Origin of the sequence: Xylanivirga thermophila, from assembly GCF_004138105.1 — a bacterium.
GTDB classification, from domain to species: Bacteria; Bacillota; Clostridia; order Caldicoprobacterales; family Xylanivirgaceae; genus Xylanivirga; species Xylanivirga thermophila.
Window position 1 is genome coordinate 1 of record NZ_RXHQ01000047.1, and the last position, 13,477, is coordinate 13,477.

Sequence of the window (13,477 nt, forward strand, 5' to 3'; positions counted from 1 at the left end):
TACTTTTCCCCTCATTTAGCAAAGCACATATTATTCCACGTTCATATGAATTTAGATGTTCAAATTTGCGTGTACCTGTGTTACAATTAGAATTAGCCATAGCGAGCACCTCACTGTATTATTTTTTAGTCAAAAATATTATACATGATTTTCTCGCTATGGTTCTATATTTTTTTGGTGTTGCATTTAATTATACAACGAACCTTTATTTTTTATTGTATAGCCAAGATTGAATATATATGGTATATATTGTACACTATATATAAACGGCTGGCAAAGGACAAGAAGGAGTGATGTTGATGGAAAATGTAAATCCGCCTTCGGTAGGTAAAAATATAACTTATTATAGAAAAAAGAAAAACATGAGTATGGATGATTTATCAAAACGTTCAGGAGTATCTAAATCTATGCTTTCACAGATTGAACAGGGCAAATCCAATCCTACTGTTGTTACGGTATGGAAAATTGCCCGTTCTCTTGATGTAAATATACAAAAGCTGCTTGAAAGTAGTGATGATACTCCAATAGAAGTAATAAGAAAAGAGGATATGCCAATTACCCTTTCTGAGGATAAACTATGTAGTATAAATATAAAGTCCCCTGTACATATGACTGATAACCTGGAACTTTACCATTTGATATTTAAACCCCATGGTATCAATAAATCAGCAGCCCATTTTCCTGATACGGAGGAATTTCTTACTGTTTTAAAGGGACAATTAAGGGTAATTGTTGGGGAACATTCCAAGGTGATAAATACAGGCGATACTGCCAGGTACAGGGCAGATGAAACACATGATATAGAAAATATTTCAGATGAGGAAAGTGAAGCGTTCTTAGTAGTATGGTTTCCAAATAAGTAATAACTTTTATACCCCTAAGGCAGTCCATAGAAGAGTCATAGGCCGACTGTATAGACAAGGCGGGAAAACCTGCATATAATCTTAAAAAGATGACAGAGGATATGTTGAATAAACTAAAACAAAAGCTTAAAATAAAATGTAGTATAGAGTCAATAATATAATATACAATCAGGAGGTCATTCTGTGAAAAAACCTAATATAATACTTATAACTGTGGATCAGATGCGAGGGGATTGTTTGGGTGTTAAGGGTCATCCTGTAATTGAGACGCCATATCTTGATATGATGTGTAGAAATGGGGTAATGTTTACCAATGCTTATTCTGCAGTGCCCAGCTGTATAGCTGCCCGGGCGGCCATAATGACAGGATTGTCTCAAGCTTCCCATGGACGAGTGGGGTATCAGGATAAAGTTGAATGGGATTATGAGCATACCCTACCAGGAGAATTGGCAGCTGATGGTTATTACACAAAATGCGTAGGGAAGATGCATGTATATCCTGAAAGAAAACTTTGTGGGTTTCATGATGTAGAATTACATGACGGGTATCTTCACTATAGTAGGAATTATAACAGCCCTACTAGAGAGGCGTGGAATCAATGTGATGACTATTTACCCTGGCTTCGAGAGAGATTGGGTCCCGAAACCGATATGATAGATACGGGTTTAGATTGTAATTCATGGGTTGCACGCCCATGGATGTATGATGAGTATCTTCATCCTACAAATTGGGTAGTTACTAGATCCATAGATTTTTTAAGGCGCAAGGATCCTACTAAGCCATTTTTTTTAATGATGTCCTTTGTAAGACCTCATGCACCTTTAGATCCGCCTGAAGTATATTTTAATCAGTATATAAATGAAGATATTCCTAAGCCTCCTATAGGCGATTGGGCAGATAAGGAAGATAATAATAGGGATGGACTAAATGTAGATTGCTTGAAGGGGATAATAAATGACAAGGCATTAAAGAGGGCAAGGGCCGCCTATTATGGCTGTATTACACATATAGATCACCAAATAGGGAGGTTTATACAGTTATTAGGAGAATATGGGCATCTAAATGATAGTATAATCATCTTCACATCTGATCATGGTGATATGCTCGGTGACCATAATTTCTTTAGAAAATCCCTAGGGTATGAGGGCAGTGCCAATATTCCATTTATAGTATATGACCCAGGCAATATATTAGGATGTAAAAAAGGACAGGTATTTGATAATGTACTGGAGCTTCGTGATATAATGCCCACTATACTAAATATGGCGGGAGCAGATATACCAGATAGCATAGAGGGAAAAAGTATATTACCTATTATACAGGATGAAAATGCTCCTTGGCGGGAGTATATCCATGGTGAGCACAGTTATGGGGATCTATCAAACCATTATATAACCAATGGGCGGGAAAAATATATATGGTATTCTCAGACTGGGCGGGAGCAATATTTTGACCTAGTAAATGATAGAGAGGAGATGTATGATTTATCTAAAAATCCTGATTACAAGGATAGGATAGGGTATTGGAGAAGTATTTTGGTTAAAAAACTAGAAGGCAGGGAAGAGGGATATTCCGACGGGAAAAATTTAGTAGTAGGTAGACCTGTTAAATCATGTCTTAATCATATAATGAAATAAGAAACACATGTGAAATTAAGTATGAAATAAGAAGTGTGAAAGGGAATCTTATGTAATTACATAAGATTCCCTTTTTTGGTTCGCCCAGCATGGGCATAATCTAATCGGTGTAAGCCTGTAAAGTTCCCTGATACTGGGAAACTTATAGCCAATGACAAGGATGTCCATCGTGAGGTGGAATCTGAAGGAGGTCGGATGGCAAACCCTCTTATCTGACGGATAGAAATCACATATAAGGTATGGTATATCGGGTAAGTTTGCCAAACAAACTGAAGCCCAATAACTATAAGAAGGTATGCTGTGTAAATGTGGCAGATAGGTGGAGGAAAAGATTACACACCTTAACTGGGGAGGTCTGTATGGTATGCTTTGTAGAGTAATAGAATATTTACTCCTTAGTAACTCATATCGCAGGTATGGCTGAACATACAGAAGTCAGTTCAAGTTGTAGTACCGAAGAAGTCTATGAAAATAGATGGAGGAAAGGATTTGACGGTTGGGATAAGACAGACGCTATTTATCTGATACTTGAAGATAGCAGTTGCTCGAAAGAGGTTACTTATTTGAGGGTAGGTTGGAAACCTAGAGTAAAGGATAAGAACGCTTAGAGTTATGCAAGGCATAGGCACATCTTAGAACAACTGAACCTCCCCAAACTTATATGTGTTTCTTAATAAAAAATAGTTGACAATGATAATCATTATCTATACAATTAGGGTGGTTAAAATTTTTTAACAAAGGAGAAATTCTATGATTGATAAAAATCTTTTAAATTTGTTGGGCAAATCTAAAAAGTATATATTTTATAATGTGTTTTTTCAATGGTTGAATATGCTTTGTAATATTTTTATGATTTTGACTTTAGTTAGAGTTTTATTTGATGTGATAATAGGAAATCATAGGTGTTTTGAAGGCTTGAAGTATTTTTTTTTAATTTTGATTTTAGGGATAGTATTTAGGGGAGTGTTTAGATACTTGGCAGATACTATGAGTTATAAGACTACACTAAGGGTAAAGAGCGAGATTAGAGACAAGATATATAATAAACTTCTAGCTATTGGTCCTAATTACAAGGACAATATTGCTACAGCAGAAGTAGTTCAACTAACAATAGAAGGTGTAGAGCAGCTAGAAGTATATTATAGCAAGTATATGCCACAGTTTTTTTATAGTATTTTAGCACCATTAACTCTCTTCGTTGTATTATCTCGGTATAGTTTAAAGGTGAGTTTGATTTTATTATTGGGAGTACCATTAATTCCCGTTTCTATCATAATAGTAGCAAAATTTGCAAAAAAGCTTCTTAATAAATATTGGTCTATTTATATTGGACTTGGAGATAGTTTTTTGGAAAATCTTCAGGGTTTAACTACACTGAAAATTTATGAAGCAGATGAATATAAAAATAAGATCATGAATGAAGAGGCAGAAAAATTTCGAAAGATTACTATGAAAGTATTAGCTATGCAACTAAATTCTATAACAGTTATGGATTTGGTAGCTTTTGGTGGATCAGCAATAGGTATGATTTTTACAATATTAGAGTATAGCAACGGTCGATTGGAGTTGGCGCCAGCTTTGGCAATCATACTATTATCATCAGAGTTTTTTATTCCTATGAGATTATTAGGATCATTTTTTCATGTATCTATGAATGGTGTCAGTGCATCTAAGAAGATTTTTAAACTTCTTCAAATGCCAGAAGAAGAAAATGCACAGTTAGAAATCGATCCAACTAATATGGATATAGTATTGAAAGATCTTTATTTTTCATATGAAGAAGATAGAGAAATACTAAAAGGCATTAATCTAGCAATACCAAAAGGTAAATTTGTATCCATTGTTGGGGAAAGTGGTAGTGGTAAATCTACTATTGCTTCTTTGATTATGGGATATAGATGTAATTATAAGGGGAGTTTGACTATTGGAGGTATTGAACTTTCAGATATATCTAATGAAAGTATAATGAAACATTGTACATATATTGGGCATGATGAATATATATTCAAGGGTACAGTTAAAGAGAATCTTTTAATGGGCATTCCTAAGGGAATAAGTATAACAGATAAAGAAATGAATGAAATTCTTAAATTGGAGTTATGATTGGAGCTATTACTACAGGAGTACTTGGCTTTTTAGACTCTATATTTATAGTAATAGTTGCAGCTTATGGGCTTTTAGGGGAGGTAGGGTACAAAGTACCGTTGAATCAAAAAGAAATTATTATACTTCTCTTGATACTAGGAGTGATGCGTGGAGTTCTTAGATATGCTGAGCAGTATTCTAATCATTATGTAGCTTTTAAACTATTGGCTCTCATTAGAGATAAGGTTTTTAGTGCTCTTAGAAGACTTTCTCCAGCTAAGTTAGAGGGAAAGGATAAGGGAAATTTGATTTCTATTATCACTAGTGACATAGAGCTTCTTGAGGTTTTTTATGCACATACTATTTCTCCAGTGGCTATTGCATTTATAGTATCTTTAGTTATGGTTATTTATGTAGGGAAATTTCACTGGATATATGGATTGATTGCATTGTTAGGATATGCCACTATCGGTATTCTAGTACCGCTAGTGAATTCTTCTTTGGGGAGAGAAGACGGGCTTGATTATAGAAATGAAGTTGGAGAGATGAATACCTATCTTCTAGATAGTCTTCGAGGATTAAGAGAAATTATGCAATATGATCAAGGAGATAAAAGGCAACGAGAAATCTATGAACAGACGCAAGGTTTGTCTAGAATTCAGAGAAAACTAATTAGGTTACAATCTTTTACAAGTATTCTTTCGGAGATGTGTATATATGTTTTTTCTGGGATAATGTTGGCTACAGGATTTTATTTATACAGTAGAGGAAAGGTAGATGTAGTTGGAGTTGTGATACCTACAGTTACGATGCTTAGTTCTTTTGGGCCAGTAGTTGCATTAGCTAGTTTATCAAACAATCTATTTCATACTTTTGCTGCTGGAGATCGTATTTTGGATATTTTAGAGGAAACCCCAGTGGTATCAGAAGTATACGATGGAAAAGATATAAAATTTGAGAAGATTATGATTTATGATGTGAGTTTTAGTTATGATGAGGAGGTAATTTTAGATAAAGTGAACATGGAGTTTCCAAGGGACAAAATAATTGGTATATATGGGAAAAGTGGTTCTGGTAAGTCCACATTATTAAAATTGATAATGAGATTTTGGGATGTAAATCAAGGGAAGATTGAGATGAATAGTGAGGATATTAAGAATATTAATACTAGTTCTCTTCGTGACAATCAAGCTTATGTAACCCAAGAGACTCAGCTTTTTAATGACACTATAAAGAATAATATAAAAATTGCAAAACTAGATGCTAAAGATGAGGAAATTATAGAAGCTTGTAAAAAAGCTTCTATACATGAATTTATAAAGAGCTTGCCAAAGGGCTATGATACCAATATAGGAGAATTAGGTGATAGTCTTTCAGGAGGTGAACGTCAGCGAATTGGTATTGCTAGGGCATTCCTTCATGATGCTCCTTTACTTCTTTTAGATGAGCCTACTTCTAATTTAGATAGTTTAAATGAAGGAATAATACTTAAATCTTTAAAAGAACAGTCAGAGGAAAAGACTGTAATATTAGTTTCTCATAGAACTTCAACTTTAGGCATTGCAGATCAAAAATATCATGTAGAAAGTAAGCGGGTGAGTTAAATGAAGGCTATATTTATAATTTTAGGATTTTTATTTACAATTATAGGTGTGATTGGGATAATATTACCCATATTGCCAACAACACCATTTTTACTAATAGCATCTTTTTGTTTTATGAAGGGATCGGACAAATTAAATAATTGGTTTAAATCCACAAAGTTATATAAGAACAATTTGGAATCTTTTAATAAGAATAGGAGTATGACATTTAAGACTAAGGCAGTTATACTGGGATTTGCTACTATAATGTTACTAATTCCATTTATTACAGTACCAGTATTGCCAATGCGTATTTTTATTATAGTATTAATCATTTTGAAGTACTACTTTTTTATATTTAAAATAAAAACAGTAAAGCCAGAGAAAAAAAGAAAAACTGTACTAGTAGAAGAATAAGGTGTAAACACAGGGGGATTAACTCTTTACTAGAAATATTGCATTTAAAATCTAAATTGTAATATTAGCAGTTGTTTTAAAAAAGAGTTTTACGGAAATATTAAAGGCAGTTCTCTATTAGTTATAGGGTGCTGCTTTTTGTTATCATAAATAAAATCATTATCATATTCTTATATTTTATTGTTTATTGCTGATAAAGCTTATATAATCGTATCATACATTAAAAAGACGCGCGCCTTTTATAGTATTAAACATTTAATTGTATTTTCATATTTGTACTTACCGACTGAATCTCTGTTAAAATTATACATAATAATAAGGGGGATAATGTTATGGAGAAAAAGCGTAATAGTCTTATAGCATTAATTTTAATAGTGTTAATGGTTATCAGTATAGGGTTGACTGGTTGCGGTAAATCTGAAAAAACCGATGTAGCGGATAAAGCTGATCAGCAAAAAGAAAGTGATGCCTCCTCAAAAGATAAGGATAAACAGGATGAAAAATCAACAGATGATAGCAACTCAAATGATGAAGGTGGATTGCCCATAGTAAAAGAAGCAACAACATTGAAATATTGGGTACCGATGCATGGAAGTGCAACCAAGATAATGAAAAGCTATAATGAGAATGAAGTCTATAAGGAACTTGAAAAGAGAACCGGAGTACATATTGAATTTATACATCCACCTGCCGGGCAGGCAAAAGAGCAATTCAATCTTATGATAGCGTCTAAAGATCTACCTGATATCATAAGTCAGCTTACTGACGGGTATCCCGGTGACGTAGACAAGGCCATAGATGACGGGGTTTATTTACGGCTAAATGAATTGATTGATAAATATGCTCCAAATTACAAAAAAATAAGGGAAGAGAATGCTGAAATAGCAAGACAGACTATAACGGATGAAGGAAATATCTGGTCTTTCCCATGTATTCAAACTACCGAAGAATTGCCGTGGTGGGGTCTTCTTATCAGAAATGATTGGTTGGAAGATGTAGAGCTTGAAATGCCCACTACTATTGATGAATGGCATACGGTACTTACAGCATTCAAGGAAAAGAAAGATGCCGAAGCGCCCCTTATGTTTCCAAAAGAAGGGTATGACTGGGGAGGAATGTTTGTAGGTGCATTTGATATTGGACCTGGATTTTATCAGCAAGGTGGTAAAGTAAAGTATGGATTTATAGAACCGGGGTTTAAAGACTATTTAGCCGAAATGAATAAATGGTATGATGAGGGACTTATAGATAAGGATTTTGCTACTCGGGATGATAAGAGCTATGAAGCTATGATCACATCCGGTAAATCAGGTGCTCTCCCGGCAGCATATGAACATGTAGCAGTATATGAAAGCATTATGAAATCCAATGATCCCAAGGTGAAGTTTTCACCGGCACCCTATCCCTCTCTGGAATCTGGGAAAAAGGTACAATATAGAGAAAAGGATGAGTTTAACAAGGGATGTGATACTGTTATAACTACATCGTGTGAAAAACCGGAAGTAGCAGTTAAATGGCTAGATTATGCATATGGTGATGAAGGTTCAATGCTATTTAACTGGGGAATTGAAGGTGTAAGCTATGAATTAGTAGAAGGTAACCCACAGTTTACTGAACTTATGACAAATAATCCTGATGGACTGGCTTATTCAATGCTTTCGTGGAAATACAAACTGCATATGGGACCTTATAAGAGGGATTGGAAGGCATTTGCAGGATTGGAAAAGGTAGAAGATTGCATGAAAACCTGGGGTGAAGCTGGCACAGACTATGTTATGCCTCGTGTTCAGCTATCGGATGAAGAGAGCCGCAAATATTCTAATAAGATGAATGAAATAAATACTTTTGTAGAGGAAAAAATATTAAAATTTGTAATGGGTGTAGAACCAATAGATAAATTTGAAAAATTTGTGGAACAGGTAAAAAAGATGGGGATTGATGAAGCGATAGATATAAAACAAGCTGCGTTGGATAGATACAACGCAAGGTAACTGATCTAGAAAATTGAATTGAAGGGAAGGCTTTGCTTTCTCTTCAATTCGATATAAATGTAAGGGGATGATATAATGGACAGGGATTTAGCATATCAAAGGGATAAAAAAAACATAATAAAAAAGGATTTTATAAAGAATAGGTATGTCTATCTTATGGCATTGCCTATACTTGCATATTACATAATTTTTTGTTATATACCCATGTATGGGGTTACTATTGCTTTTAAGGATTTTAGTATTAAATTGGGTATACTTAAAAGCCCATGGGCAGGATTTAAATACTTTAAAGATTTTTTTAATAGCTATTATTGTTTAAGGGTAATTAAAAATACCCTTCTTCTTAATCTATATGATCTTTTATGGGGATTTCCAGCTCCTATTATACTGGCATTGCTTTTAAATGAGTTAAGAAATCAGAAATTCAAACGATGTGTACAGACGGTAACATATCTTCCACATTTTGTATCAATGGTGGTAATATGCGGCATAATAATAGAATTTGTGTCTACTGATGGTTTGATAAATGTATTGCTTTCATATTTAGGCATAGAACCATCAAATATGTTAACACGACCCGAGCTATTCAGAACAATATATATATCTTCTGGTATATGGCAGGGTATAGGTTGGGGGAGTATAATCTATCTGGCAGCATTGACAGGGATAGATCCAGCGTTATATGAAGCTGCTACTATTGATGGTGCTGGAAGATGGAAACAGACTTTACATGTCACCTTGCCGGGAATAGCACCAACTATAATCATATTACTTATACTAAGGTTGGGAAGTATGATGAGTGTGGGCTTTGAGAAGATATTGCTACTTTATAATCCTATGACCTATGAAACGGCTGATGTAATATCTACATATGTATATAGAAAGGGTTTACTAGACTTTGATTATAGTTATAGTGCTGCTGTAGGACTATTTAATTCCATTATAAATTTTTTACTGCTTATAATTGCAAATACATTAAGTAGAAAGCTTACTGAAGAAAGTTTATGGTAAGGATGGTGTATTATGATAAATAAGAGGACTACCGGTGAAAAGGTTTTTGACGTTATTAATGTAATTATTATGATTTTACTAATGATTTCATGCTTATATCCCATGTTATATGTACTTTTTGCATCTATAAGTGATCCAAAGATATTGTCACAGCATAGGGGTATACTTCTTAAACCCCTTGGATTTACACTCAAGGGATATGATTTGGTCTTTAGCAATCCAAATATTTCATCAGGATATATAAATACAATATTTTATGTAATTATAGGTACTGCCATTAATATATTTATGACTTCTCTTGGTGCATATGTATTATCACGTCGCAATCTTTATTGGAGAAAATTAATTACCTTTTTAATAACATTTACAATGTTTTTTGGCGGGGGGCTTATTCCGTATTATTTGCTGGTTCAAAAACTAGGTCTAATAAATACTAGGGCAGCTATGATAATTCCAGGTGCTGTATCTACTTGGAATCTTATAGTCATGAGGACGTCATTCTTATCCATTCCTGATAGTTTAGAGGAATCTGCGAGATTGGATGGGGCGAATGATTTTACAATACTATTTAAGATAATATTGCCATTATCTAAAGCAACCATAGCTGTTATGACATTGTTTTATGCAGTGGGACATTGGAATGAATGGTTTAATGCAATGATCTTTCTAAGGGATAGGGATCTATTCCCGTTGCAGCTTATTTTAAGGGAAATCCTTATAACAAATGATACAAAAGATATGACAATAATAACAGATGCCAGTCAGCTTGGTGAGCAGGATATATATAAGTCACTAGTGCAATACTGTACTATAATAGTGGCTACAGTGCCAATACTTTTCATATATCCATTTTTACAGAAGTACTTTGTAAAAGGCGTTATGATAGGATCAGTAAAAGGGTAAACTTATTTATAATGCAGTGGCAGTTTATTTTTGCTGCTGCATTATATACATTTATATAGTAATATATAGTGTATAACGGCTGATGAATTGGCTATGCTTAGGGGGATATATGTGTTGAAGTTTATTGAAACAAAAAATAGACGAAAAAAAGTATTCAACTCTTGGCTTTTGTCCTATATCTTTTTACTAATACTTACCTTGTTGTTGAATGTTTTTGCTTATACGAAATCCATCAGTATAATAGAGGATGAAGTAACCAAAGTCCATACGGCATCACTTAAACAACTTCAACAGATTATGGATAGCAGGCTCAATGATGTAAAAAGATTAAGTATTGAAATTGGATTTAATGATAAGATAAACAGTATAATGAGATATAAAGAACCATTGGATTGTTATTATACATATTCTCTAGTACCTATAATAAAGGACCTAAAGGCGTTTAAACTGGCAAATTCATTTATAGATGACCTATATATATATTTCGGATATAACAATTTCATACTGTCGTATTCCGGAAAATATACGCCGGAGGAATTTTATAAATTTAGATGCAATTATAAAAATTTGAGCTATGAACAGTGGCTTGCTAAACTTATGAGTAGACAGGATAACAACTATATATTAATGGGGGATGGAGTTGATGAAAATTCTAGTGAAAACAATTTAGCATTTATAAAATCTTTACCGATAGAGGATAATAGTATCTGTGAAGCAACTATTGTTGCTGTAATAAATCAAGATATTTTTAGTGGTGCGCTTCAGGAGATAAAATGGATGGATCAGAGTATGGTTATGGTAATTGATCAATATGATAATATACTAATATCTGCAAATAATTTAAAATCTAACTCAAGTTTATTTAAATATGGGCAATTAAAAGAGTATGAGGGTATATTTCATATGAAGATAGACAGTCAACCTGTAGTAGTATCCTATATTACATCAAGTGTAACTGGCTGGAAGTATGTATCAATATTTCCTACCGGTATATTCTTGGAAAAGGCAAAATACATAAAAAAAATCATATGGCTGAGTATAATACTTTGTTTATCAGTAGGATTTTGGGTAGCTTTTATGTTCTCAAAGAAGAATTATACACCAATAAATAGAATGGTAAAAATTATAAATGATAATGTTGGAGAACCTATAAGCGAAGATTCAGATGAGATAAGGTATATAGAAAAATCATTGTTACAGGTAATTGAGGAACGGGAAAAAGTATATAGGAAATTGGATAAGCAAAAGGATGTGCTAAAAAATAATTTCTTATGTCGTTTGCTGAAAGGACATATATCCAATATCGATGCTATTCAGCAGTCATGTCAAAATTACGATATACACTTTGAAGGGGATTACTTTATTGCTATGGTGTTCTATATAGAGGATTATAGTAGTATATTTTTTGAAAAAATGAATGACAATGGCGATGAATTATTAAATATGGCCCATTTTATAATACAGAATATTACTTATGAACTTATAGGGGGATTTTTTAAATGCTATGTAGTTGAAATAGATAATATGTTATGCTGTCTGATAAACGATTATGAAGGCAAAGGAGAAATAATAAACGATAAAATATATCCTGCTGCAGAGCAAATAAAAAAATTTATTGAAGATAAATTTGGAATAGTAACATCTATAGCTATTAGCAATATTGAGAGAGGTATTGAAGGTATTGCAAAGGTATATGTTCAAGCATTAGAAGTATTGGAATATAAAATGATAATGGGAAAGGGACAGATATTAATCTATAAACATGTTATAAAACAGGATAAGGCATATATTAAAAATAGATATTCTTTATCGGAACAAGAGAAATTTGTAAATTCAATTAAGGTAGGAAATTTTAAAGATGCGCAAGTTATATTAAATGATATGTTTGATGATATATTTTCTGGCGAAGTATGGTCCATACAGCTATTGAAGTGTAGATTATTTGGAATTTTAAATACTATAATTTGTACGATGGAAGAAACAAAGATTAATTGGGATCAAGATTTCTGGGAACAGCTAAATCCTGTGGAGAAGCTTCTGAATTGTAAAAATATTGCACAATTGAAAGAACAGATGGCATACGTATTTGGCTGTATGAACGAATACGTTACCAAGCAAAGTGCTAAACAAAATGCTGATTTAGTGAATAAGGTAAAAAAATTTGTCGGTGATCATTATTATGATGTCAATTTAAATGTATCCTATATAGCTGATAGCTTTGAAGTAAATCCATCATATTTATCAACTCTATTTAAAAAAGATACTGGAGTGGGATTGCTTGACTATATACATAAGCTTCGCATAGAAAATGCAAAAAAACTTCTGGATCAAAGTTCGATGAATATAAAAGATGTGGCAGAAAGGGTTGGGTATTATAATAGTGTAGCTTTTATCCGTGCATTTAAAAGATATGAAGGTATTACACCAGGAAAATATAAAACCATATAATCTTGTTAGAAATTTTAGTATATATTGAAAAATGAATTAAAATTGTGTAAAATATATGTAATATATAATAGTGGAGGTTGCAATGGACTTAAAAAAGATGGATACTAAGAGTCGGATCATGGCAACGGCTATAGACATTATGGGCAGAAATGCCAATATAGATGTTACTATTAGAGAGATAGCTAGGCAGGCAAATGTAAATATTGCCTCTATTAATTATTATTTTGGCAGCAAGGAGCAGTTGTTCATTGAAGTAGAAAATACACTTGTCGGAGGTATAGACGATATATATGGTCTTTTATCTGATAACAGCAATTCAATGCGGGTAAATTTGATAAATTGGGCGGACGATTTAATGCAATATCTCTTGGAATATCCAGGCATAATATTTTTGTGGGCTTCTAGGGTAATAAAGCATTCCTGTAGTAAAGTAATTTGCCCTTTGTAAAAAGAGGCACCTCCTGATAAAATACTGGGTATAGAGTGTTGCAACACTTATCCCTAAATAATAAGGAGGTACCTCATATGAATTATACAC

General features: G+C 33.2%; 11 protein-coding genes. All 11 read left to right on the forward strand.

Annotation, left to right across the window (positions count from 1 at the left end; translation table 11 throughout):
• Positions 1–299: 299 nt before the first annotated feature.
• Positions 300–863: a helix-turn-helix domain-containing protein gene (locus EJN67_RS13235; RefSeq protein WP_165000883.1), complete on the forward strand. Its 564-nt coding sequence runs from the start codon at positions 300–302 to the stop codon at positions 861–863.
• 183 nt (positions 864–1,046) lie between these two features.
• Complete coding sequence (locus tag EJN67_RS13240; RefSeq protein ID WP_129724915.1) at positions 1,047–2,501, forward strand: arylsulfatase; 1,455 nt, start codon at positions 1,047–1,049, stop codon at positions 2,499–2,501.
• A gap of 416 nt (positions 2,502–2,917) precedes the next feature.
• The gene (locus EJN67_RS13245; protein WP_129724916.1) at positions 2,918–3,109 is read left to right on the forward strand and encodes a hypothetical protein; all 192 of its coding nucleotides are present in this window, start codon (positions 2,918–2,920) and stop codon (positions 3,107–3,109) included.
• Between the two features lie 142 nt (positions 3,110–3,251).
• Entirely contained in the window at positions 3,252–4,604 is a 1,353-nt protein-coding gene (locus EJN67_RS13250) for an ABC transporter ATP-binding protein/permease (RefSeq protein WP_129724917.1), read from the forward strand.
• The gene (locus tag EJN67_RS13255) at positions 4,601–6,190 is read left to right on the forward strand and encodes an amino acid ABC transporter ATP-binding/permease protein (protein ID WP_129724918.1); all 1,590 of its coding nucleotides are present in this window, start codon (positions 4,601–4,603) and stop codon (positions 6,188–6,190) included. Before EJN67_RS13250 ends, EJN67_RS13255 begins: the two co-directional genes overlap by 4 nt.
• The gene (locus tag EJN67_RS13260) at positions 6,191–6,586 is read left to right on the forward strand and encodes a YbaN family protein (RefSeq protein ID WP_129724919.1); all 396 of its coding nucleotides are present in this window, start codon (positions 6,191–6,193) and stop codon (positions 6,584–6,586) included. It begins immediately after the preceding gene.
• Between the two features lie 332 nt (positions 6,587–6,918).
• On the forward strand, positions 6,919–8,577 hold the full coding sequence (locus EJN67_RS13265) for an extracellular solute-binding protein (protein WP_129724920.1): 1,659 nt from the start codon (positions 6,919–6,921) through the stop codon (positions 8,575–8,577).
• A 75-nt stretch (positions 8,578–8,652) separates the two neighbouring features.
• Positions 8,653–9,588 (forward strand): ABC transporter permease, encoded by a 936-nt coding sequence (locus tag EJN67_RS13270; RefSeq protein WP_129724921.1) that lies wholly within the window; start codon positions 8,653–8,655, stop codon positions 9,586–9,588.
• Positions 9,589–9,600: 12 nt separating this feature from the next.
• Positions 9,601–10,491 carry a carbohydrate ABC transporter permease gene (locus EJN67_RS13275; RefSeq protein ID WP_129724922.1) on the forward strand — a complete coding sequence of 297 codons (891 nt, stop codon included), beginning with the start codon at positions 9,601–9,603 and terminating at the stop codon, positions 10,489–10,491.
• A gap of 114 nt (positions 10,492–10,605) precedes the next feature.
• Complete coding sequence (locus tag EJN67_RS13280) at positions 10,606–12,939, forward strand: AraC family transcriptional regulator (protein WP_165000884.1); 2,334 nt, start codon at positions 10,606–10,608, stop codon at positions 12,937–12,939.
• 82 nt (positions 12,940–13,021) lie between these two features.
• Positions 13,022–13,387 (forward strand): TetR/AcrR family transcriptional regulator, encoded by a 366-nt coding sequence (locus EJN67_RS14420; protein WP_129724924.1) that lies wholly within the window; start codon positions 13,022–13,024, stop codon positions 13,385–13,387.
• Positions 13,388–13,477: the final 90 nt, after the last annotated feature.

Excerpts from the sequence above, each read along its gene's own strand:
- EJN67_RS13235 (WP_165000883.1), top strand. The coding sequence starts at position 300 with ATGGAAAATGTAAATCCGCCTTCGGTAGGTAAAAATATAACTTATTAT.
- EJN67_RS13245 (WP_129724916.1), top strand. The coding sequence starts at position 2,918 with ATGGCTGAACATACAGAAGTCAGTTCAAGTTGTAGTACCGAAGAAGTC.
- EJN67_RS13250 (WP_129724917.1), top strand. The coding sequence starts at position 3,252 with ATGATTGATAAAAATCTTTTAAATTTGTTGGGCAAATCTAAAAAGTAT.
- EJN67_RS13255 (WP_129724918.1), top strand. The coding sequence starts at position 4,601 with ATGATTGGAGCTATTACTACAGGAGTACTTGGCTTTTTAGACTCTATA.
- EJN67_RS13260 (WP_129724919.1), top strand. The coding sequence starts at position 6,191 with ATGAAGGCTATATTTATAATTTTAGGATTTTTATTTACAATTATAGGT.
- EJN67_RS13265 (WP_129724920.1), top strand. The coding sequence starts at position 6,919 with ATGGAGAAAAAGCGTAATAGTCTTATAGCATTAATTTTAATAGTGTTA.
- EJN67_RS13270 (WP_129724921.1), top strand. The coding sequence starts at position 8,653 with ATGGACAGGGATTTAGCATATCAAAGGGATAAAAAAAACATAATAAAA.
- EJN67_RS13275 (WP_129724922.1), top strand. The coding sequence starts at position 9,601 with ATGATAAATAAGAGGACTACCGGTGAAAAGGTTTTTGACGTTATTAAT.
- EJN67_RS14420 (WP_129724924.1), top strand. The coding sequence starts at position 13,022 with ATGGACTTAAAAAAGATGGATACTAAGAGTCGGATCATGGCAACGGCT.